General features: G+C 60.9%; 16 protein-coding genes and 1 pseudogene. 11 read left to right on the top strand and 6 right to left on the bottom strand.

What is annotated here, in order from left to right:
* Window positions 1-213 precede the first annotated feature (213 nt).
* On the bottom strand, window positions 214-3,837 hold the full coding sequence (cydC, locus tag FJ320_09900; GenBank protein MBM3926274.1) for a thiol reductant ABC exporter subunit CydC: 3,624 nt from the start codon (window positions 3,835-3,837) through the stop codon (window positions 214-216).
* A 190-nt stretch (window positions 3,838-4,027) separates the two neighbouring features.
* Here cydC and FJ320_09895 point away from each other — a divergent pair, with 190 nt between their 5' ends.
* The 3 genes from FJ320_09895 to FJ320_09885 all read left to right on the top strand — a co-directional run bounded on the left by FJ320_09895 (window position 4,028) and on the right by FJ320_09885 (window position 7,602).
* Window positions 4,028-5,173 carry an LLM class flavin-dependent oxidoreductase gene (locus tag FJ320_09895; GenBank protein MBM3926273.1) on the top strand — a complete coding sequence of 382 codons (1,146 nt, stop codon included), beginning with the start codon at window positions 4,028-4,030 and terminating at the stop codon, window positions 5,171-5,173.
* Window positions 5,174-5,254: 81 nt separating this feature from the next.
* On the top strand, window positions 5,255-5,950 hold the full coding sequence (locus tag FJ320_09890) for a hypothetical protein (GenBank protein ID MBM3926272.1): 696 nt from the start codon (window positions 5,255-5,257) through the stop codon (window positions 5,948-5,950).
* A 224-nt stretch (window positions 5,951-6,174) separates the two neighbouring features.
* Window positions 6,175-7,602 (top strand): Si-specific NAD(P)(+) transhydrogenase, encoded by a 1,428-nt coding sequence (locus tag FJ320_09885; protein MBM3926271.1) that lies wholly within the window; start codon window positions 6,175-6,177, stop codon window positions 7,600-7,602.
* Between the two features lie 68 nt (window positions 7,603-7,670).
* Here the strand turns inward: FJ320_09885 and FJ320_09880 are convergent, their stop codons facing one another.
* The 4 genes from FJ320_09880 to FJ320_09865 all read right to left on the bottom strand — a co-directional run bounded on the left by FJ320_09880 (window position 7,671) and on the right by FJ320_09865 (window position 13,947).
* On the bottom strand, window positions 7,671-8,987 hold the full coding sequence (locus tag FJ320_09880) for an aspartate aminotransferase family protein (GenBank protein MBM3926270.1): 1,317 nt from the start codon (window positions 8,985-8,987) through the stop codon (window positions 7,671-7,673).
* Between the two features lie 142 nt (window positions 8,988-9,129).
* Window positions 9,130-10,407 carry a CoA transferase gene (locus FJ320_09875; GenBank protein ID MBM3926269.1) on the bottom strand — a complete coding sequence of 426 codons (1,278 nt, stop codon included), beginning with the start codon at window positions 10,405-10,407 and terminating at the stop codon, window positions 9,130-9,132.
* Between the two features lie 31 nt (window positions 10,408-10,438).
* Entirely contained in the window at window positions 10,439-12,904 is a 2,466-nt protein-coding gene (locus FJ320_09870) for a CoA transferase (protein ID MBM3926268.1), read from the bottom strand.
* Window positions 12,832-13,947, bottom strand: a complete 1,116-nt coding sequence (locus FJ320_09865) for an acyl dehydratase (protein MBM3926267.1) — start codon at window positions 13,945-13,947, stop codon at window positions 12,832-12,834. Before FJ320_09865 ends, FJ320_09870 begins: the two co-directional genes overlap by 73 nt.
* Window positions 13,948-14,065: 118 nt before the next feature.
* Between FJ320_09865 and FJ320_09860 the strand changes: the two genes are divergently transcribed.
* The 8 genes and pseudogenes from FJ320_09860 to FJ320_09825 all read left to right on the top strand — a co-directional run bounded on the left by FJ320_09860 (window position 14,066) and on the right by FJ320_09825 (window position 23,020).
* Entirely contained in the window at window positions 14,066-14,695 is a 630-nt protein-coding gene (locus FJ320_09860; GenBank protein MBM3926266.1) for a hypothetical protein, read from the top strand.
* 30 nt (window positions 14,696-14,725) lie between these two features.
* Complete coding sequence (locus FJ320_09855) at window positions 14,726-15,973, top strand: MFS transporter (protein MBM3926265.1); 1,248 nt, start codon at window positions 14,726-14,728, stop codon at window positions 15,971-15,973.
* Between the two features lie 1,386 nt (window positions 15,974-17,359).
* A pseudogene (locus tag FJ320_09850) lies at window positions 17,360-17,608 on the top strand (hypothetical protein).
* A 461-nt stretch (window positions 17,609-18,069) separates the two neighbouring features.
* A complete protein-coding gene (locus FJ320_09845; protein MBM3926264.1) occupies window positions 18,070-18,246 on the top strand; it encodes a hypothetical protein in 177 nt (58 codons plus the stop codon).
* 25 nt (window positions 18,247-18,271) lie between these two features.
* Complete coding sequence (locus tag FJ320_09840) at window positions 18,272-20,167, top strand: ABC-F family ATP-binding cassette domain-containing protein (protein ID MBM3926263.1); 1,896 nt, start codon at window positions 18,272-18,274, stop codon at window positions 20,165-20,167.
* 3 nt (window positions 20,168-20,170) lie between these two features.
* Complete coding sequence (locus tag FJ320_09835; protein ID MBM3926262.1) at window positions 20,171-20,635, top strand: nuclear transport factor 2 family protein; 465 nt, start codon at window positions 20,171-20,173, stop codon at window positions 20,633-20,635.
* A gap of 86 nt (window positions 20,636-20,721) precedes the next feature.
* On the top strand, window positions 20,722-21,744 hold the full coding sequence (locus tag FJ320_09830) for a hypothetical protein (GenBank protein MBM3926261.1): 1,023 nt from the start codon (window positions 20,722-20,724) through the stop codon (window positions 21,742-21,744).
* Window positions 21,745-21,835: 91 nt separating this feature from the next.
* On the top strand, window positions 21,836-23,020 hold the full coding sequence (locus FJ320_09825) for an acyl-CoA dehydrogenase (GenBank protein MBM3926260.1): 1,185 nt from the start codon (window positions 21,836-21,838) through the stop codon (window positions 23,018-23,020).
* Between the two features lie 55 nt (window positions 23,021-23,075).
* Here FJ320_09825 and FJ320_09820 read toward each other — a convergent pair whose 3' ends face one another.
* Window positions 23,076-23,459 (bottom strand): RidA family protein, encoded by a 384-nt coding sequence (locus tag FJ320_09820; GenBank protein ID MBM3926259.1) that lies wholly within the window; start codon window positions 23,457-23,459, stop codon window positions 23,076-23,078.
* Window positions 23,460-23,483: the final 24 nt, after the last annotated feature.

The raw sequence follows: 23,483 nt of genomic DNA, 5'->3' as shown, positions 1-23,483 counted from the left end.
ATCAACCGTTCGGGCTTGCCAGGAGCCATGCGGGGCGACCATGCTGAGCGACGGTCTAATGAGACCGAGAATGAAACGGCCTGCCCCGCCGGCATCGCTGTGCTTGGAGAACAGTTTAGACCTTTTTAAGATACAAGAATGACATGAACAATTCTTTGCTTTAATGTGTGCAATGCCTTCAGCAGTCGCCAAACATTAAGGAGTAGTGCATGCCTACCCGTCCGCCGCGGGCGAGGGCTGGGCGGTGACCTGGGAGGAGACCAGGCGGGCGTAGAGGCCGCCTCGGTTCAATAGCTCGTCGTGGCGGCCCTCTTCCACCACCTGTCCCTGGTCTAGCACCAGGATTTTGTCGGCGTCGCGGACGGTGGAGAGTCGGTGGGCGATGACCAGCGTGGTGCGGCCCTTCATGAGCTTGGACAGGGCGTCGCGGACAAGCCGCTCGTTGACGGCGTCGAGGTGGGAGGTGGCCTCGTCCAGCACCAACACTGGCGCGCCCTTGAGTACAGCCCGCGCGATGGCGATGCGCTGCCGCTGGCCGCCCGATAGCTGCATCCCGCGTTCGCCCACCGGCGTATCGTAGCCCTGGGGCATAGCGGCGATGAATTCATGGGCGTGGGCCTCTTTGGCGGCGACGATGATCTCCGCGTCGGTGGCGTCCGGCTTCGCAACCTTCAGGTTCTCTTTAATGGTGGTATTGAATAGGTAAGTGTCCTGGGCCACCAGGGCGATGGACTGGCGAAGGTCGTCCAGCTTGAAGTCGCGCAGGTCCTGGCCGTCCAGCCGTATCTGGCCGCTGACGGGGTCCCAGAATCGAAGCAGCAGGTGGGCGGAGGTGGTCTTGCCGGCGCCGCTGCGGCCCACAATCGCCACCGTCTGCCCCGGCGCCACCGAGAAATTCAGGCCCCGCAACGCCTCAGACAGGCCTGGGCCGTAGGAGAAGCGCACATCCTGGAATTCGATGGCCGAGCCCGCGCGGCCGTTTCTTGACAGCGTAACGCCGGGGCCATCCTGGACGGGCACGGGCTCGTCGTGGACGGCGAAGACCCGACGCGCGCTGGCGACGGTGTCGGCCAACTGCTTGCCGACCTGGGCGATTTCAGACACGGGGATGAAGGAGGACAGGGCGATGAGGCTGAGGAGTGGCAGGATGGCGGGGGAAAGGTCGCCCTGGCGGGCGAAGTAGGCGCCGGCGGTGAGGACGGAAACGCCGCCTAGTCCTATAAGGGTCTCGATGGCGACCCGCTGGAAGGTTATGTGCTTGAAGAATCGGATTCGATGCGCGGCGTATTTGCGCTGGTTTGCGGTAACCTCGTTCAATCTGTGTTTCTCAGCGCTGAAGGCCACAATCTCGCGCATCCCCTGGACGCTGTCGACCATGTGAGCGTTGATCTCGCCAAGCTGCTCTCTTGAGCCGGAGGCCACACGGGAGAGTGCCTTGTTGCCGATAAAGGGCGTCAAAGCGACCAATATGAGGAACAGTAATAGAATCATCGCCAGCTCCCACTGGAACACGCCCAGAACAATCATTATGGTGGCGGGCACGACGACGGCCACAAAGGCGGGGGCGATGGTGTGGGCGAAGAAGTATTCGATGGTCTCGACGTCGCTGGTGACGATGCTGACGATGTCGCCGGAGCGGTGGCGCACCAGGTAGGCCGGCGCCAGGGGGTCCAGCTTTTTATACACGTCGATGCGCATCTCGGCCAGCAGCCTGAAGGCGATGTCGTGGGACAGCCAGCTTTCGCTCCAATTGAGGATGGGTGTGAGGAAGGCCATCACCGCCAGGGCCACGATGAAGCCGGCGATCTCACCGCCCTGCCCTGGCGACACCTCCCGCACCAGCAGCGCGCTGGCGACGCCGATGCCGATGAGGACGAAGACGCGCAGCACGCCGAGGATAAATGTGACGGTAAGCATCAGACGCCACGGCCCGACAAGCTGGAGGAGGCGTCTAAAGATCTGGCCTGTGCCCAGGGCCGAGGATGCGCTTATGATGCTGGTCTGGGCCTGAAACCCGAGACTCTCTACGGCGCGTCCATTAGACGGAGCCGCGCCATTAGCATTAGCCGCCACTGCGCCAACAGCGAGCTTTCGCTCGTACTCCTGGGCTTCCACCCCCATCTGGATAGCCATGAGGTCGCTGTAAACGCCGGCTTTGCCGATGAGTTCCCTATGCCTCCCTTGCTGGACCAGGCTCCCTTGCTCTAATACCAGTATGCGGTCGGCGTTGATGACGCTGGACAGCCGGTGGGCGATGACCAGGGTGGTGCGGCCCTTCATCAGCCGTTCCAGGGCCTGCTGGATAACGCTTTCATTCTCGGTATCGACGCTGGACAGCGCCTCGTCTAACAGCAGTATCGGCGCGTCTTTTAGCAGCGCGCGGGCGATGGCGATGCGCTGCCGCTGGCCGCCGGACAGGCGTATGCCCCGCTCGCCGATGAGGGTGTCGTAGCCGTTAGGCAGGGCCATGATGAAATCGTGGGCGTTGGCGGCGCGGGCGGCTTCCTCCAGTTGGGACGGAGAAGCCTGAGGGCTGCCAGGCCGCAGGTTCTCGGCCACCGTGCCATGGAAGAGATAGGTGTCTTGGGTCACCACCGCGACGTGCTGGCGGATGGTGGACAGGGGCAGGGTTCGCAGGTCGTGGCCGCCCAGGAGGATGCGGCCCTGCTGGGGGTCGAAAAAGCGCATCGCCAGCCACACCAGCGTGCTTTTGCCCGCCCCGCTGGGCCCGACGACGCCGATGGTCTCGCCGGCATTGAGTTTGAAGGAGAGGTCTTGCAGCGCCGCGCCCCGGCCCGCCGGGTAGGAGAAAGTCACGTTCTGGAACTCGATGATCGGCTCCAGTTTTTGCGGCGCGCCAGCGGTAGGCGGAGCGTCCTCGACCTGGGCCTTGGCGTCGACGAGGTCAAAGACAGCCTGGGCGGCGGACATGCCCAGCATACCGCGATGATAGAGGCTGGTTAGCTCACGCAGAGGCCGGAACACCTCAACGCCCAGCATGACGACAATTAGGAGTGTTGTAAGTTCCAACGTGCCGTTTTCGACTCGGACGGCGCCCCAGGCTAGGGCCGCCGCGGCGCCCGCTGTGATGCCAAACCAGGTGACGCCGGTGGTGCCGGAATTGCGCGCCAGGACGCCCATGGTGCTTCTAAATACATGATGGGCCTTATCGGCGAGGATATTGCCCCGGGCTTTGCTCTGCCCGAAGGCTTTAAGGGTGGCGAGGCCCTGGACGCTGTCGAGGAAGTCGGCGCTGAGGTCGCCGTAGGCCTGACGCCGCTTGAGGCTGCCGTCGGCATTCCACTTATGGAAGGCGGCGGGGCCGATGAGGGTAAGGAGGGCGAAGCCGAGGTATATGGCGGCGGTCTGAATGTCCAGCAGGCCCATGAAAATAAACAGGCCCAGAGGCGTCAGCGCGGCCACGGCCATCTGGGGGAGATATTCGCCAAAATAGGATTCGAGCTGGTCGACGCCTTCAACCAGCGATACCAGGACATCGCCGGCGCGTTTCTGGTCCAGGGCGCCGGGGCCCAGGGCCAGAGCGCGGCTATAGAGCTCCCGCCGCATCTTTATCTGGACTTCCACGGCGGCGCGATGCCCCGTCATCTCCTTCAGGTACTGGAAGCAGGCGCGGGCCACCACGGCCACCCACACGCCCGCCACCGCCAGCACAATCTGGTCCGTGGGCTTGCCTTCCACCACCAGGGCGATGGCATAACCGGACAGGGCCAGGCGGCTCACGCCCGCGACGGCGGTCAGCATCCCGAAGAATACTGCCAGGGCAAGCCGCCATCGTATACCAGCCGTGAAGGCCCAGAGACGTTGGTTGAAATACATCTTTTAAGGAGTCCCCCTGACGAAACTTTTGATACTTTCTCAGTCGGCAGCTTTCGCAAAGATACCATGAGTGGAAGCCAGGCGCAAAAGCCTTGCCTAGCTACCTTGCGCTTAATAATTACGATAGTTGATGGATGAAATAAACTTGATATAATTCCCACACTAACGAAAGCTGAGGGGACGGTGCGCTGTGAAATTTGGATTTTTTATGATGCCGCTCCACCATCCCAGCGAGAATCCTACCCTAGCCTTTGAACGCGATCTGGATTTCATCGAGTACGTCGAGAAGCTGGGCTTCGACGAATGTTTCATCGGCGAGCACCACTCGGCGGCATGGGAGACTATACCGGCGCCCGACATCTTCATCGCCATGGCTGCCGCCCGCACCAAGCGCATCACCCTTGGCACTGGCGTCATCAACCTCCCTTACCACCATCCCTTCCACGTGGCCGAGCGGATGGCTTTCCTCGACCATCTCACCCGCGGCCGGCTGGTCATGGGCGTCGGCCCGGGCGTGCTAGCTACCGACATCATCCTGTTCGGCCTGTCGGTGGACCAGGTGCGGCCTATGATGAACGAATCGTTGGAGATCATTGTCAAGCTCCTGGAGACGGACGGGCCCGTTACCCATGAGGGTCGGTACTGGCAGATTAAAGACATGGAATTGCAGCTCAAGTCCTACCAGCAGCCTCGACTGCCGATCGCCATGGCAAGCTCAGGCAGCCTCAACAGCCTGGAGCAGGCGGGGATGTACGGGCTGCCGGTATGGTCTCTAGCGAACTCGCCCATGGCGGGCGCGGTGCCGATTGAGCAGCAGTGGGACGTAATAGAGGGCGCGGCGAAGAAGGCGGGGAAGGCCGTGCGCCGCGACGACTGGCGAGTGGTGAACTACCTCTATGTGGCCGAGAGCCGGGAGCAGGCCCTGGCAGAGATTCGAGACGGCGTTAAGACCGCCCTGAGTTACAACGACGGCAACGGCAGCCTGCGTCAGTACCTGAGCCGCCCTGACCAGACCTTCGACGAGCTAACCGTGGAAGAGGTCATCCAGAACCGGAGCTGGATTGTGGGCGACCCGGACCAGGTGACGCGCGAACTGGAGGAGCTTTTTAACAAGACAGGCGGCATCGGCGGGTTCCTCATTACGATTAACGAATGGGGGCCGGTGCAGACCACCTACAAGTCGTTAGAGCTTTTCGCGCGATATGTGATGCCTCGATTTCAGGGCCACACCGCCAGCCTGGAGCGAGTGTGGAAGAAGACCCAGAAGTGGAACCGCGATGGCGTCATTCAGAAATACCGGCGCGGCATGCAAACAACCGTCGAGAAGAAGGCTTGAGGGCGGAGCGTTTAGACAAGGCGTATCGAAGCGGTTAAACTAGCGGCGTCGCAGGCGGAGTCAACTAAAGAGGAGAATATCATGGCGGAACTGCCCATCATATACACCGTTCGTTTGGACCTGGCGCCGGACATTGAAGAAGAGGCCAATCGATGGAACAACGGCCCTCACATCACCGATCTCCTCAACGCCGGCTTTCTCAGCGCAGTGCGATACCGCTCCACCCGCGGCGACCCCAAATACCTTCATCTCTACGAGCTAGACAGCATCGACACGCTTAAAACCGAGACTTACGCCAACGTCGCCAAGAACGACACGTGGGCGCCCAAAATCCGCCACGGGTTCTTGAACCACTCGGCATCGCTATACAAGCAGATCGTTACGGTGAAGATAAAGGAGACGCCTCGCGAGTTTAAGAAGCCTAGGTCTTCCGCCAACTCCGTCGGCGGCGTCCGCAGCAAATACCTGGTGACCATTCGGTTGGACGTGGCCCCGGACGGGGTGGAAGAGTTTATGCAGTGGAACCGGACGGAACACTTCCATCTGATCCTTGGCATAAAGGGCATGGCCAGCGCCCGCCTGTGCCGCAAGGCCGGCCAGCACCCCAAGAACCCCTCTCACGACCCAGAATGGGTCGCCATCTATGAGGTCGATGATCTGGCCGCGCTGAAAGACCCCAGGATGAAGGCCCTCAACGAGACCGATTGGGCCAAGCGGATGCACCAGAAACAATCGGACATACGTTTTAACGTCCTGGAGCGCGTCCACCCGGCTTAGTCTAGCAATCGGCTGTTGTTTGCCTGTGGCTGCTGGCCCGTTTAACCCACGGCAAAACATACCATATAGAGGACTGGGGTCATACCCTGGTGACCCCAGTCCTTAATACATGCCTGCCATCTAAGCAAATGCCTCAATCATGTTTTATGTATACAGCATAAGGGTATGACCGATTGGTACAATTAATGTAACCCCTCATGTAATTTAATCGAGGCAGCCACAGCATGCGTTATGACTTAGCGGTCATCGGGACAGGGCCTGGCGGCCTGGGCGCCGCGATTCAGGCGGCCAAGCTGGGGAAGCGGGTAGCCGCCATCGAAAAGATGGCGGTGGTCGGCGGCAACAGCGTTAATACAGGGACAATTCCCAGCAAGACCTTTCGAGAGGCCGTCCTCTTTTTCACCGGCTACTACCAGCGGGGCCTTTACGGCTTTAGCTACACCATGAAAGACCACGTCAGTATTCAAGACCTGACCTATCGATGCCAGCAGGTGGTCCAGGACCGGGGCCACGTGGTCAAGTCCCAGTTTGCCCGAAACGGAGTATCCCTGCTCTTCGGCGAGGCGTCGTTCATGGACTCCCGTCATGTTAGGGTACGGGCCCCCGACGGCGCCGCCGAGATAATCGAAGCGGACTACACAGTGGTCAGCACCGGCAGCCTGCCGGCCCATTCGCCCAAAGTCCCCATCAACGGCTCCACGATTGTGGACTCGGACGGCATTCTGAAGATTAATAAAATCCCTAAAAACCTCATTGTGGTCGGCGCGGGAGCCGTCGGCGTTGAATACGCCTCCTTTTTCGCCGCCCTGGGCGCCAAAGTTACGCTGGTGGATATGCGGCAGCACGTCCTCGAATTTTTGGACAGGGAGATATTCCAAGGCCTCTGCTATGAGCTGCGGCAGAACGGCGTCACGTTCCGGCTGGGCGAGGAGGTGACCGAGGTAGTCACGGAGGGTTGCGGCGTCCTGGCCCGCACTCGCAGCAACAAGACCATTCGCGGCGACCTGCTGCTTTACGCCGTGGGCCGCGTGGGCTCTACCGCCGGGCTGGGGCTGGAGTCCCTGGGCATTGCCGTGGACGCGCGGCAGCGCATACCGGTGAATGATTCCTATCAGACTGTGGCGCCCAATGTCTACGCCGTCGGCGACGTCATCGGCCCGCCAGCCCTGACCGCCACATCGCGAGAGCAGGGCCGTCGCGCCGTCCATCACGCCCTGGGAATTCCGATACGAACCTCCACAGAGCTATTGCCCATAGGCATCTACTCAATACCGGAGCTGTCCATGGTCGGCAAGACGGAGGAAGAGCTTACCGAGTCCCAGGTGCCCTACGAGTGCGGCGTCGCGAGATATCGAGAGACCGCGCGGGGAAAGATAATCGGCGACACGTCAGGCATGATGAAGCTCCTCTTCCACGCCGAGAACCGCCAGCTTTTGGGGGTGCACGTCATCGGCGAGCGGTCCCCGGAGCTGGTGCACATAGGCCAGGTGGCTATGGCTATGGGCGCGACCCTGGACTTCTTTGTCGAGAACGTTTTCAACTATCCCACGCTGGCTGAATGCTACAAAGTGGCCGCCTTGGACGCCTACAACAAACTGGGCGACGGCGCGTCCGCCGCCAAAGAGGTTGTCTCAGCTAAGAAAGCGCCTTAGTAACCCCCCTCAAATAAAAGCAGCGCCCCGATTTATCGGGGCGCTGCTTTTTCTCTTACGGGGAGGAATTACTCCTTCGCGGCCACAACCTTCTCGAAATCGGCGATGAAGTCGTCGATGATGGCGTTGGTCATGGGCGAGGAAACGGTCATCTCCTGCATCTCGCGGCAGTAGTGGCCTTCCATGGTCATGGCCAGCATCATGCGGCGGCGCATCTGCTGGTCGAACTTCAGGATGTCGCGGTAGTTGCGGACGGGGCTGGTGGTCATATGGACGGTGATCATGTTCTCCAGGTAGAGAACGCGTCCGGGGAACTTGGACTTCTTGACCACGGTCTCCAGCCCATCGGCCATGCGCTTGCCGATGGCCTTGAGGTGCTTGTAAACGTCCGGGGTGGCCTCTTCCATGTGAGCCAGGCCCGCGGCCAGGGTCATGGGGTTGGCGGAGTAGGTGCCGCCGGATGCAATCCCCATTTTCTTCTCCGGGTCCAGCACGTCCATGATCTTTTTCTTGCCGCCGAAGGCGCCTACGGGCATCCCGCCGCCCACCAGCTTGCCGAAGGTGGTCAGGTCGGGATTGACGCCGGCCAGCGCCTGGTAGCCGCCGTAGGCGACGCGCAGGCTCTTGACCTCGTCCACTACGAAGAGGATGCCCAGCTCTTTGCACTTGTTGGCGACGAAGCGGACAAACTCGAAAGGTATCTCGTAGTTGGCGCTCTTGGGGTCATAGAAGACGGCGGCGATATCGTCTTTGTTCTCGCGGAGAATGAGGTCCACAGCCTCGGCGTCGTTGTAGGGCATGACGACGACGTTGTTGACGGTCTCGGGGTTGATGCCCTTGAGGTCGGCCACGGCGTTGGGGGCGTCGGCGGAGCCTGCGGCGTCGGCGGGCGGCGCGACGCTGATTTCGGCGTCGTCGGTGGTGCCGTGGAACCCGCCTTCGAACTTAGCTATCTTGGGCTTGCCGGTGTAGGCGCGGACCAGGCGGATGGTGTTCATCAGCGCCTCGGTGCCGGAGTTGACAAACCGGACGCTCTCTACCGAGGGGACGCGCTTGCACAGGTGTTCGGCGATGGCCTTCTCATAGGTGTTGGGCGCGCCAAAGACGATGCCGTTGTTGACGACGTCGTTTAAGGCCTTGACGGTCTTCTTGGGGCTGTGGCCCAGGATCATGGCGCAGGCGTTGTTGATCCAGTCCACCAGTTTGTGGCCGTCAACGTCCCAGAGGTAGCAGTCCTGGGCGCGTTCGACATACATGGGCGGGTTATAGCCCAGGGACTTCATAGCACCGCCAGGCATGACATTTTTGCCGCCCTCAAAGAGCTTCCTGGACTTTGGCGCCCAGGCTGCAAACTCCTTTTCTAGAGTTGCGAGTGACTTAACCATTAAAGCTCCCTCCTTCAGATTTCTTAGTTGTAAGACTTCTCGAAGCTAACGGCATAATATAGTCCTGTCCGCCTTCTGGCAATACCCCCCGTTTTTCCGTGCGTCCGGCAGGCTGTTTTAACAGGTCTTGGCCGTTTCACGCTTACCCTTCCGACATGAGCTTCTGAACAATCTCCGGCATCACCCGCTCGTCCGCGTGGAGGGCGTTGGCGTTTAATAGCTCCAGCACCTCCTGGTTGGACATACCCAACATGCCTTGCAGCACCTCCAGCGTATGCTGCCCCATCAGCGGCGCGCCGCCTCGCGCCCCCGCCTTCCCTTGGGCCAGCCGGAAGGGCGAGTTCACCACCCTGGTCTTGCCCAGCACCGGGTCTTCCACCTCCGCTACCAGCTCCCGCTCTCGGGTATGCGGGTCCTCAATGATCTCCTTCCACGTCCGCACCCGCCCGCACTGGACGCCGCCCCTGTCTCCGAGAAGCGCTTCCACCTGCTTGACCGAATCGAAGGAAGCCACCCACTCCTCCACCAGCCGCTCTAGCTCGTCTCGATTAGCCATGCGGACCGTGCGGTTAGAATATCGTGCGTCCTCCCCCAGTTCAGGCCTGCCCATGGCCCTGGTCAGGTTGCGCCACCCCGGGTCGGTGGAGGCTACGATGGCTATCCAGCCGTCCTTGCCTTTGAACAGGTTGCCAGGAATAAGAATAGGGCGGCGGTTGCCGTACCGAGTCGGGTTCAACTGGCCTTGGCTCAAGAATATGTACTGGCTGGCCCACTCGTTCTGCCAGAGAATGCAGTCGATGAGAGCGATGTCGATGTGCTGTCCTTCGCCGGTGACGCTGCGCTGATAAAGGGCCGCGCATATGGCGCCGAAGGCGTGGAGGCCGCCGGTGGTGTCGCTGATGGACATGCCAGTGGTCTGGGGCGGGCCGTCGGGGTCGCCGGTGAGGGAGGCCAGGCCGCTCATGGCTTGAATGACCATGTCGCCGGCCGGACGGCGTGAGTACGGACTCTTCTGCCCAAAGGCGCTGACGGAGCAGAGGATGATGGAGGGTTTGAGCTTCTTGAGGTCTTTATAACCGATGCCCAGCCGATCCATGACGCCAGGCCGGAAGTTCTCCACCACAACGTCGGACATCTTTACGAGGCGCCGCACTGCCTCGAGAGCCTTGGGATGAGCAAAATCTAGGCAGATGTCTTTTTTGCCCAGGTTCTGCTGCATAAAATAGCCGCTGACGCCTTCCGGTGTGGTGTACTCGAACTGACGCGCCGCGTCGCCACCGGGAGGCTCGATTTTTATAACCTCAGCGCCCATGTCGGCCAGGATACGCGTGCCGAAGGGGCCAGCGAGGATGCGAGTAAGGTCCAGGACGCGGACGCCCGAGAGGGGGCCTTGATTCTCGTTGGTTTTCTTGTTAGCCATCTCTCAATTACTGCCGCTAAATTAGGCGGTCCTAGGATAGCATTCCCTTGTTTTCCAAGCCCTTCACTTCTCCCGCGCTCAGCCCCAGCAGCCTGCCGAAAACCTCGGCGTTGTCCGCCCCCATCTCGTGACACCAGCCCAGCTTTCCAGGCGACTCCGACAGATGCACATAGGAGCCCGGGTATTCGATGCCGCCAGTGCCCGAGTAGTCCACTGTGTCGAAGAAGCCCCTCGCGCGCAGGTGCGGGTCCAAAAATAGCGACTCGCCGCTCTGCACCACGCCGGCAGGCACCCCGGCCGACTGAAGGATTCGCATGACCTGATGGGCCGTATGCTCCGCAGTCCACGCCTCAATAAGGGCTTCCATATCTTTTCTATTAGCCAGTCGGTCTTGAGCTGCACCAAACTTTTTATCCCTGGCCGCCTCGGGTGAACCCATCGCCTTTACCAGCGCCGACCACTCGGCATCATTTTGCACTGCGATGGCGCACCAGGCGTCGTCGCCTTTGCATCGATAGACGCCATGAGGGGCGAACTGAGGATGGCCGTTGCCATCGGGTCTAGGCCCTCGACTATTAAGGAAATAGTCGAGGTAATGGTGGCCTATGACATAGGCGGTGGCGTCCACCTGGCTTAGCTCGATAAGCTGGCCCTGGCCCATGGAGTCTCGATGTCGAAGGGCTGCCATGAGGGCGGCGGCGCCGAAGGCAGCGCTGAGGTAGTCCGGCGCCCATACTGGCGGTCCTGCAGGCTCTGAGGCCTCGCCATAGGACCAGAGGTGGTACATGCCCGTGATGCCCATGGCGACGGCGGCCAGGCCGACATAGTCGCGATATGGGCCGTCCAGACCGAAGCCTGGCAGTCGCGCCATAATTATGTCATGCCGCAGCTTCTTGAGGTCCTCATATCCTAGACCCCACCGCTCCATGACGCGGGGGCTGAAGTTTTCGACGACGATATCGCAGTGGGGGATGAGGCGCTGGATTAATGCGCGGCCTTCGTTGTCAGCCATGTTGACGGTAATCGAGAGCTTGTTACGGTTGATGTCGGCAAAGGTTACCTTCTGCTGCATAACCAATCGTGGGTCCATGTCGGGCCTGGCGCGGCCTCGCTGCTGGTGGGACGCGGACTCGACTTTTATAACTTCCGCCCCTGCCTCGGCTAAAAGCTGGGTAAGGACAGGGCCGGCGATGGCCTGGCTAAAGTCTAGGATACGGACGCCTGACAAAGGCTGCTTTTGCGATGGTCGTCGCTTAGAGGTCTTGTAGGGTTCGTCGCCATACAGTTCATCAAAAACCTGCTCGGTGTCTTGCCCCAAATTAGGGGCGGCGGCGCTAATTGCTGACGGAGTGGCGGTAAATCGAAAGGGTGGCTGGACCATCGGCAAGACGCCCAGTGTTGGGTGCGTCACTTTTACGAAAGTATTCCTGGCCTTGGTGTGGGGGTCTTGAATAAATTCCGCCGGCGTGTTCACGGGCGCTACCGTGATGTGACGCGCCTGCCCTTCCTTAAATAGCTCGGCTTTGGACTTAGTCTTAGTGAACTCAACAGTAAGAAACTCGATGAGGTCGGCGTTGGCGATGCGGGTGTGGCGGTTGTCCCACATGGGGTCGGTGAGAGCCTCAGGCTTGCCTATCCAATCGACAAAGGCCCGCCAGTGGGAGGTGGCGATGACCACCAGGTGCGCGAAGCCGTCGGCGGCGGGGTAGACGCCATAGGGCATGCCGCCTCCGATGGGTGTGCGGCTGCCGGCGCGCTGCAGGATGTTGGCGTTGGACGAATAGTTGACCAGGACGTGCTGCATGGCCGCCTGCACCTCCTGGCATGACACCTCCACCCGCTGCCCTCGCCCTGTGGAGTCTCGATGCCGCAGGGCCAGCATAATGCCATAGGCGGCAAAGGCCGAGGCGAGGAAATAGGGCTGCAGCTCAGGCTCAGCCAGGGGCGGGCGGTCCGGCGACCCGCAGAGGTACATGACGCCGCCCATGGCGGACGCGACGATGCTCGGCGCCTTGTACTCAGCATACGGGCCGGTCTGCCCGAAGCCTGTGATGCTGGCCATAACCAGGGCGCCGTGCCCATGCTTCAGATTTTTGTAGCCTATACCAAGCTCTTCGAGATGATCCGGAATCGAGGACTCAATTAGCACATCAGCAGTCCTGGTTAGGGCTTTCAAGGCTTGCCGGTGATTCCGTTTGTTCAGATCCAACGCCACGCTCTTTTTGCCGGCGTTAAGATGTTGAAATAAAAGGCTGCTTTCATGCCCGCCAATGGAATCCTTAAACGGGCCGAGAGAGCGGGTTGGCGTGCCCGACGGCGGCTCCACCAGGACAACCTCCGCGCCCATGTCGGCGAAAAGGCGGCCGCATAGTTGTCCCTCGGGGCCGGACATATCTACGACGCGTACGTCGGACAGCGGCCCCGTCATGAACGAGAAGAGAGGGCTACGACGGCCCCGCCGCGAATGGTCTCCTCGCCGCGCTGGTCGTGGCCCCATAGCTCCAGCTCCACCAGGGCGTCGCCGCCCTCGCGCCGCTTATCCTTGACCTTGCCTTTCAGCCAGTGAGTATCGCCCACCAAGTTGAAGCGACGCACCTCGCCCCAGAACTTCTTGATATAGCCGTCATCGCCCATCCAGTTTGTCGCCACCTGGCACAGCCAGGCGACGCGCTGAGGGCCGAAGTCGTAGGAGGAGGGGACGCCGACCCGACGCGCGAAGTCGGGGTCCCAGTGGACGCGCTCGGGCACGTCTGGCACGCCCTGGGCGTTGAGGTCGAAGGCCATGGGGTGCTTCTTGTAATACTCGACGCCGAGTTTGTGGGCGTGGGTGAAGGGGCGAAAGCCCCAGCCAACTTTCCACGCGACATTATCGGTAACTCGCAAAGGGCCTTTGACGACGTGGGGTGTTTCCTCTCCCGCCGACACGTCCTCCCAATATCGAGGCGTCGCCCCGCGTATCTCTTCCTTATCGTAGTCAGCGAAAATACGCTGGATGTCCTCAGCCGAGTATTGGGCTGGTTCCAGGCTTTTATGCTTGCCGCGCTCTCGAGCGGTATCCCGCTCTGTGCGCATATGCCACTCCTTCACATCGGCCAGCTTGACGCCGTCGCCCCGGCGGAAGGTGTAGGTGTGCTCCTGGAGAATGGAGCGGGCGGCGAAACGGCTCTCCTTGGGTGTGAGTCCCGTGAGGGCGACGGTGCCCGCGATGCGGTCGCCAGCCCGAATGGGTTCATACATATCGAAGGATGCGCCCGCCCACATGGCGTGGATGCCCCGCAAGCCCTGGGGCGCGCCGCGGCCGAAGCAGCTAAATAGGAACGATGGCGGCGCGACTATTCCCTTCCATCTGGTCTGTTTCCCATAGTCCTCGTCGGTGTACAGAGGATTGGCGTCGCCGATGCCGTGGACGAAGTGGCGTACAGTGTCGGCGGTAGCGTATCGATTAAAGGGTTCCCTGACTTCGAGTTCGACCCCGATGAGCTGTCGGAGGCGGTCGAGTTCCGAGTCGGTGATTTTAGGAAATTCTTGCTGTTTGACCATGGTGTGAGATGCTGTGGCTTTGCCTCATGTTAAACAAGGCTTGCTGAGAGTGTCAAACAAATGCCCGTGTAGCTGGTATGCTAAAGTGTGCTGCCTAGAAAGACAGGTAATGGATTAAATGCCTAGACAACTGGAATGGGATGGAAAGCTGGCCCGAATGACCGTGGGAGTCATGGGCTCCGCCGGGGGGATGTTGAAGGATGAGGTATGTCAGCGAGTGAGGAGGTTGGGCGTAATCATAGGCCGGCGCGGGCACGTGCTGATTACGGGCGCATGTCCCGGCCTCCCTCACGAAGCAGTGATAGGCGCAAAGTCGGCGGGCGGGATTGTCGTGGGCATCTCGCCGGGCCTGAATCTGAAAGAGCATGTGACCAAGTACCACTCGCCCACCCGAGGCTACGACGCCATGGTGTACACCGGCAGCGGTCTCATGGGCCGCGAGATCGAGAACATCCGTAGTTGCGACGTCGTTATCTTCGCCGGCGGGCGCTCCGGCACCCTGGGCGAGTTCGCCATCGCCTATGACGAGGGCAAGGTCATCGGTGTGCTGCAGAATTCCGGCGGTATATCGGGCCATCTCGACAAGATCATCTCCATGATTAATAAGAAGACCAGCGCCCTGGTGTGTTACGAGGCCGACCCCGAGAAACTGCTGGACAAGTTGGAAGAGGCGTACAGGAATCAGATAGTCCCCCAGCATCTGAAGTTCCTGGCGGACCACAACCCTGACGGAGTCCTTGAGGAATAACGGGACGTTATTGGCTTCGATACGCGGCGAATGGGCATTAAACTAACTCGCGGCTGGCTCATGGCGGCCACCGTTTTTGCCGCCACAGGCTTCACCATCGGCACCGGCGCTTATGCCTTCGGCCTCTTCGTCCAGCCCCTGGAGAACGAGTTCGGCTGGAGCCGCACCGCCATCAACGCCTCCCTCTCCTTCGCCGCGCTGTCGGGACTGGTCTCGCCCATTGCGGGTTATCTTATGGACCGCCACGGCGCAAGGCCTGTATTAATCGTATCGGTCTTGCTTATGGCGCTGAGCTACCTGCTGCGTCCCCTCATGTCCGAGCTGTGGCACTGGTACGCCCTGAGCGTCCTGTTCAACCTGGGCTTTCCCGGCGCGACTTCTTTAGCCGCGGGACGGCTGGTGGCTATCTGGTTCCCCAAGACACGGGGCCGAGTAATGGGCGTCGTCAGCATGGGCAACAACTTCGGCGGCCTCACCCTGACACCCCTGGCGAGTCTGGTGGTAACGACAGCAGGCTGGCAATACGGTTACGGCCTCTTCGGGCTGCTGGCCATAGTCATCGCGCTGCTGGCGTTTTTCTTTGTCCACGACCAGCCCCGGGGCGGCCGCCCTGCCCAGGGCAAGCCGGCGCCGCAGGACCAGGCTGGCGCTGACAAGCCGCAGCTCCAGGGCTTCACTGCCAGGCAGGCGTTCAGGACCAGGGCCTTCTACAGCGTAGCCGTGGGCGTGCTGCTGGGGAGCTTCACCTACAGCGCCGTCTTGCCCCAGATCATCCCTCATCTCGAAAACGTCGGCATGAGCAGCGGACGCGCGTCGCTGCTGCTGAGCCTCATGGCGCTGCTGGGCCTCATTGGCAAGGGGCTGTTCGGCTACCTGTCGGACAAACTGACAGCCCTGGGAGCCTTCATGGTAAGCCTGGGAGTGCAGGTAGCGGGCCTCATATTAATCGTAAGCTCAGGCTCGTCGTCGCTGCCGTGGGTGATAGTGCCCTTTTTCGGCCTCGGCTTTGGGGCCATGGGAGCGCTGATACCGCTGACCGTACAAGAGATCTTCGGCGTAAAGGCCTACGGCAGCATTGCCGGCATGGTGAACGTGTTCACTGTGGTGTCATATTTCGCCGGGCCCATTATGGTAGGCGCGTACTTTGACGCGACAGGCGATTACAAGCTGGCCTTTTTGACCGTGGCGGGGCTGTTCTTCCTGGGCATTATGACCCTGGCCTCCGCCCGCCTCCCGGGCTGGGCGGCAGCCCCCGCTGAAGCCGCAAAAGATTCCTAAAGCTGTTCCGCGTCTGTACTTTATCAAAGTATAAAGAATTTCCTAAATTTCGTTTAAAAAGCTAGTTACTTTGCTGCTAGGCACTTGCTATATTTACGTTAATCTTTGTGTGTCTAGGGACTCATGGAAGCTAAAAATGTGACCAGCGACGAAGCCCTGGCAACCCTGGCGTCTGAGGGTGACCAAAGCGCCTTAAATGTTCTCCTGGACCGCTACCTGGACGGAGTCTTCGATTTCATATCCAGGACCATGCGCAGCTACGGCGCCGCGTCCGAACTGGCCAGGCAGTCCTTCAAGCAGGCGACAGCCGATTTTAGGGGCAGCCCTCATGCTGAACAGTTCCGGCTGTGCCTGTACCGCTCCGCTTTTCTCATTGTTTCCAGGGACAGGTCGCAAGACGCTTCAGGCTCCGCCGAGCAGCCCTACTTCCTCCGGGTGGACACGGCCAGGGTCCGCAACGCCGGCCTCCTGGCCCACGACATGGAGGCGGTGGAGATGGTGTGGCAGGTCCTAGGCGAGATGACGCGGGAGGACCTGGCGCTTATGGACTTGCTGCTGCGCCGCGGCATGAGCGCCCACGACACGGCTTACATCCTCGGACTTCGCTCCGGCGAGGCGACCACCAGGGTTGCGCGGCTCAAAGAAGAGTTGGAGGACTCGGTGGCCGCGCAGCTGGTATGGCAGCGAGGCCGCAAAGACTGCTACCAGCTCTCCAGAATAGCCGTCACCAGCACTCCTGAGACCGCGGTGGAGCTTCGCGCCCGGGTGCGCCGCCACGCCGCCGAATGCGCAGCCTGCCGGCAGACCAAGAATGCGCTGCCGCCCGCCGGCGAGGTGTTCAGCGCCCTCATGCCTGTGCCTTCGCCCAGATCTCTGGCGTCGGAGATATCCTCCGTCCTCGCTCCCCATTTCAAAGAGAACCCAGCCACGGCTTTCCCTGTCTCGTGGGACCGTTTGCTGCTTAGGCGAATGGCCCGGGCGCCGAGGCTGGCGATGGCCGTCAGCCTCCTGGCCGCCCTGGCCCTGGCGGTGGCCTTGCCCCTGGCCCTTTCCGGCGGCGACGACGCGCTGGCCGCCGACGTCCTGGCCCCCCAGAACCCTACCAATATTCAAAGCGCCTCCCACCTCCCGGGAGTGCCCTCGGCTCAGAGCATAATCAAAGTTAGCTGGTTCCCAGCCTTCGACGCCGCGTCGGCGGGATCGGAGCTAGGAGGCAGCGGCGTGAAGGGTTACTCCTACCAGTTTGACAAGAACCCTGACAGCATTCCTGATAACGTGGAAGACCTCTCCGGGTCGGACACCACCGTATCCAGCCCGCCCCTTTCTCCCGGTGACTGGTGGTTCCACCTTAGGACCGGCGACGGGGCAGGCAACTGGGCCTCGACTATGCATATGGGCCCCTTCGTCATCGTTGAGCCCTCGCCAACGCCCACACCTACTGCTACCCCATTGCCTGCCCCTACGCCTACACCCACGGCCACACCCGCGCCGACGCCTACAGCCACACCTGCTCCTTCCCCAACTCCCACTCCTTTCCCCACGCCTACGGCAACCCCTTCGCCCACTCCTACCGCGACACCGGTCCCGACCCCTACTCCGACGCCTACACCGGTGCGTCCTACCTATACGCCAACGGTCACGCCGACTCCCACCAGGATAGCGGCGGATAAGCCAGTCCATTTCCCGCCCTTCCCTAATATCTATAGCGGCAGCGTCTTCATTAACGGCATCCCAGCCCCCGGCGGCGCCCTGGTCTTCGCTCGAATCGATGGGTACCAGACGCGGGACGTGGAGGTAGTCAACGGCCAATACAAGATGCTTATTGTGGGCCCGCCGACGCCAAACGCTTTCGGGCACGCTATAACCTTCCACCTGCGGTCGGGCGAGGGCGATTACACCGCTCAGGAAGAGGCTGTGTTTGCCGCTTCGAGCCTCGATATAGACCCTGACGAGCTGTTCTTCAGCCAGGACTTGAACTTCTCCCAGCCATAAGCTGTCTCGCTTTTTAGACGTTGCACCGTGGCTTTTAGCCCCATAAGCCACGGTGCAACTTTATTTAAGGCTGGTAAAATAGATGTGGCTTGAGGGGCCTGAACATGAAAAGGACTAACTGGCATTCCGACCATCCGCCTGCCTGCACCTGCGCCGACTGCTCCCAGCGTAAGTTTGAGCAGCGCCGCCTGGCCGAAAGCACCGGCGGGCGAAAAATAGGCCGCAACGAGCCGTGTCCCTGCGGCAGCGGCAAGAAGTATAAGAAATGTCACGCTTCATGAGTCCGGAGCGCAGCACCTAGACGCCATGGCCCTTCTCTCGGCTTCCCGCATCTCCCTCTTTTACGGCGATTTGAAAATACTGTCCGATGTCAGCGCGGACATATCCGAGCGCGCCCGCATAGGAATCGTCGGCGCCAACGGCTCCGGCAAGTCTTCTTTGGTGCGGTTGATTATAGGCGAGACGGAGCCGGACGCGGGGACTATCTATAGAGCTAAAGGCGTCCGCACAGGCTATATCCCCCAGACCCCCCCGCCGTCCCTCCCAGGAAGCCTCCGCGACGAGATATTAACGGCCTTCGATGAGCTGCATAGGGTAGAAGAAGAACTGAAAGCCGCCACGGAACAGATGGCTTCCTCCAATAACCCCGGAGATGGTGAGGCCCGCTACAACTCGCTTCTTCATCGGTTCGAGACCCTGGGCGGCTACGAATACCAGAGCACTATGGAGCGGGTGGCTTCGGGCGTCGGGCTGTCGACGGCGTCCATGGACGCGCCCGCCGCCTCCGCCAGCGGGGGGGAACGCACCCGCGCCGCCCTGGCCAAGGCCTTGCTCTCCAACCCCGACCTATTGGTGCTGGACGAGCCTACAAATCACTTAGATATGGACGGCCTGGACTGGCTGGAACGGTTCCTTTTGAAGTACCCAGGCGCCTTTCTGGTGGTGTCCCACGACCGGTATTTTCTGGACCGGGTGGTGGAGCAGATTTGGGAAATTGAGCAGGGCCGCCTGACCGTGTACCCGGGCAATTACAGCGCCTACCGCTTGCAGAAGGCGGAGCGCGTTTTGAGGCAGCAGAAGGAACACGAGCGCCAGCAGGAGTACATCGCCAAGCTCAAAGACTTCATCGCCCGCTACCACGCCGGCCAGCGGTCCCGCGAGGCCCGTAGCCGCGCCAATCGTTTGCAGCGCTTGCAGACAATAGACGCGCCTCGACAAGAAGCGACGATTTCCATGTCGAAGGTCGCCTCCAGCCGTACGGGGCATGTGGTCCTGCGAACCCATAACCTGTCCACAGGCTACACCAGCGGCGACGAGACCGTGAGGCTGCTGTCGACGCCTGACCTCAAAGTCGAGGCCGGCGATAGGATTGGCATCATCGGCGCCAACGGCGCGGGAAAGACAACGCTGGTGAAGACGCTGCTCGGGCAGATTGCGCCGCTGCAAGGGTCTATGCTCTTGGGGCACAACGTGAAGATTGGATACTTCCAGCAAGGCCTCCAGGACCTGCCCAACAGCGGCACCGTGCTGGACGCCTTCCTCGAAATTAAAAATATCCCCATCAGCGAGGCCCGCTCCTTCCTGGCCCGGTTCCTCTTTCGAGGCGAGGACGTGTTCCAGGACGTGTCCCATTTGAGCGGCGGCGAGCGGAGCCGTCTGGCCCTGGCCCGCCTGCTAATCAACGAAATCAATTTTCTCATCCTGGACGAGCCTAGCACCCACCTGGACATCCCCAGCCGCGAGGCGTTGGAACGGGTGCTGATGGACTTCGAGGGCACCCTTCTCTTCATCTCCCACGACCGCCTCCTCATATCCTTGCTGGCGAAGCAGCTATGGCTGGTGAACAAAGGGAGGCTGGAGGTCTTTGAAGGCTCCTTTGAGGAGTGGATGGCGGTGAAGGATGAGGAAAAAGAAGCCTCTGAAGATACCGCCGACAGGAGTGTAAAGGCCCGCCCCCGCCGCGACCCCTCCACCGCCAAACGCAACCCGCCCAGGCCGCCCCAGCAGCCCAAAGAAGACCTGTCGCAGACTATTGCGACGCTGGAAAATAAGCTGCGAGAGATCGAGAGAAAACTGGAAAAAGCCTCGTCTAAACAGGACTTGAATGCCATTGCGCGTTTGGGTGTGGAGCACAACCAGGTGCAAGAGGAACTGGACAGAAAGTGGGAGGAGTGGGCCAGCCAGCCCGCTACTAAGGAGTAACCCTTGGCAAAAACCAGTCGTCAGAGTCCCATCACTACCGCCGACCCCCAGGAAGCGGTCCGCCAGTGGTTTACTCTCCTCGGTAAATACTGCGCCGCCGTGGACTACAACAGCGCCGAAGCGATATTCGCGCCGGATGTCCTGTCCTTCGGCACCAAGGCCAGGGTTGTGTCTGGGGTGGAACACGCGCGGAGGAACCAGTGGGAAGGCATCTGGCCCAACATCCGCGACTTCAAAATCGAGATGGAGCAGGTGAGGGGCGGCGGCGACGAGCGCTGGGCCTGGGGCATCGCCACATGGACATCCACGGGTTTCGATGAAAACGGCAACCCTTTCTTTAGGCCGGGCCGCGCCACCGTAGCCCTGGAGCGCCGCGACGGACGATGGGTGTCGGTCCACACCCACTTCTCTCTGGCCCCCGGCGCGCCGCAGCAGACCTTCGGGCCTAAAGGCAGCAGCAAGGCGTAATTGACAGCATCTTTGCTTTCTGATGGAATAAAGCCGTCCCACTTCTGGATTTAGCCAAGTCTTCATATCTTGAGGGGGTGACTTTAATGGCGTTAAAAGAGCAGGCTCACGTTTACGTTGGTCTCGGCACCGAAGGCGGCCCTGAAGGCCACGGTCTCTACCGTCGAGTGCTGGGCGGCGACTCCTGGGAACTGGCGGTCAAGGGCCTCCCCAAGAACCCCACGGTCCGCAATATCGCTATCGATCCCGCCAATCCCGCCGTCCTCTACGCCGGCGCCCAGGACGGTCTCTATCGCAGTGACGACCGCGGCGGCCGCTGGGAGCGGGTGGACCTGCCCGGCGGCAAGGCCATGGTATGGTCAGTGAGCTTCCAGCCCGGCAACTCCAAAGTTATCTACGTCGGCGGCGAGGACAGCAAGCTCTTTCGCAGCACCAATGGCGGCAAAAGCTGGGACGATATTCCTATCAACGTCACCTATCCGTCGGTGACTATGGTGCCCAGGGCCATGCCCAAGCGGCTTCTGAATATATCCGTCGATCCCAGCAACCCCGAGGAGATTTACGCCGCCATCGAAGTCGGCGGGCTGATTCGCAGCTACGACAACGGCGAGAGCTGGGAAAACGTCAGTGAGGGCCAGTACCAGAACGACGACCCGGTGGACTTGCACGGCGTTCTGGTCAGCAGCGCCCGGCCTCGCAACATCTACATCATCGCCAGAATCGGCATGTACCGCAGCGAGGACGGCGGCAACCACTGGTCCTGGGGCGGCCTGGAGTACATGGGCCCCACCGGCACCTACTCCCGTGTTATCCGAGAGCACCCCGGCGACCCCAGCACCATATACATTGCCGGCGGGCCCGAGTTTCGCGGTGAGGTGGGCGCACTGTTCCGCAGCAAGGACTACGGGCGCACCTGGAAGAAGGTGGAGATGGGCGTTATACCGGACAGCACCATCTTCGGCTTCAGCATCAACCCTCGCAACCCGCAGCAGATGTACGCCGCTACCCGCGCCGGCCAGGTGCTGGGCAGCCATGACGGAGGCTCGACCTGGAAGGACTACTCCCTGCCCAACGGCGTGCGAGAGGTCAACGCCCTGGCCGTTGGCTAGTTAGTTTCTCCAGAGGTAATTCACGTATCAACATTTCAGGGTCGTCCTTCAGCCGGGGGCGGCCCTGTTTACTGGCATAGAAAGGAAAGCGATGGATTTCAAGCTCTCGCCTCAGCTTCAGGAGGTGGTGGATAGGGCCGAGAAAGTAGGCCGGGAATGCCTGGGCCCCAGGGCGGCCCAGGTGGACGCCGAGGGCAAGCACCCCGTCGAAGGCTGGCGGGACGTGTGGAAGAACGGGCTGCTGGCTATGTCCGCGCCCAAGGAATACGGCGGCTTGGGGCTGGATGTCCTGGGCACGACTATGGTGCTGGAGAAGCTGGCCATCGGATGTCCCAACACGGCCATCAGCTTCAATATGCACACCGTGGTGCTAAGGTACATCGGCGCCCTGGGATCCCACGAGCAGAAGAAACGCTATTTCAGCGAAGTCGTCGACCACGGCAAGCTCATCGGAAGCTGGGGCAGCGAGCCGGGACGCCACGGCGGGGCGGGGATGGTCCAGACCACCATCGAGAGGGTCAAGGGCGGATATGTTATCAATGGGCTGAAGCACTTCTGCACCATGGCTGGCGCCTGCCAGTACGCCATGATTCACTGCAATTTCAAGAACCCCAAGAACGAGCGGCAGATCCTTATGGCCGTTATTCCCACCAACACCCCCGGCGTCACGCTGAGCGGCGACTGGAACGTCATGGGCATGCGAGGCACTATAAGCCCGGTGGCGACGTTCAAGGACTGCTTTGTGCAAGAGGACTGGGTGCTGGGCAAGCCGGGCGAGGCCGAGGAGCCGCACGTCGGTGTCGGCCAGAGCTTCGGCATCGGGGATGCGGCGGTATACCTGGGCATCGCCGAGTCAGCCCTGGAGTATGCTAAAGAATACGTCAAGACCCACAAGTACGACCCCGACCCTGCGCCCATGTCCCACAGCCCCATCATCCAGCGCCACATCGCCGAGATGGCCCTGGCGGTGCAGGGTGCGCAGCTTGTTATGTATCACTCCGCCAGCCGTTTCTTCGACGTCGATTTAATAAACCGGTCGATTATGGGGGCCAGGGCGAAGTACCTGGCTACCGAGGCCGCGCTGATGGTGACGAGCCGGGCTCTTCAGGCCTGCGGAGGGCGGCTGGCCCACAAGCGTTACCCCCTGGAGCGCCACTTCCGCGACGCCCGCACCGGCACTCTTATGCCTCCCAACCCTGACCGATGCCTGGAGATCGCGGGCCGCGCCGAACTGGGCCACTACGAGATGCTCCAGACCCTAAGACATTCTTCCTAGCCGTCACGTAAAAAGACGCCCCGAATTAATTCGGGGCGTCTTTTTATTTTGGCTGTTAGGAGGGTATGCCGGCGATGGTGGTTATCTCTATCAGCGATCCCTGGCTCATCATCCCCGCCTGGACGGTAGTCCTCGCCGGCTTGTCCTTGGGAAAGTATTCCAGGTAGACCTCGTTAAAGGCCGCGAAGTTCTTGGAATCGGTGATGTGGATGGTGTTGGACAGCACGTTGTCGAAGGAGGCGCCTGCCGCTTCCAATGCCTTCTTTATGTCATCCAGGGTCTGCCTAGTCTGAATCTTAATGTCGGCGCTGTACTGGCCTGTCTTGGGGTCGCGGCCGCTGCGGCCTGACACATAGACCACGTTGCCGAACTTGACGGCATGGGAGGTGACCTTGGATGCCGGCAGGCCGGGCGCGGTGATGATTTCCTTCTTTGGCATATTGTCGCTCCTTTTTTACTTCAT

It is taken from the genome of SAR202 cluster bacterium, assembly GCA_016872285.1.
In the GTDB taxonomy this organism is placed as follows: domain Bacteria; phylum Chloroflexota; class Dehalococcoidia; order Lucifugimonadales.
The sequence above is the reverse complement of the archived record's forward strand: the minus strand, read 5'-3'. Positions and strand labels throughout refer to the sequence as shown.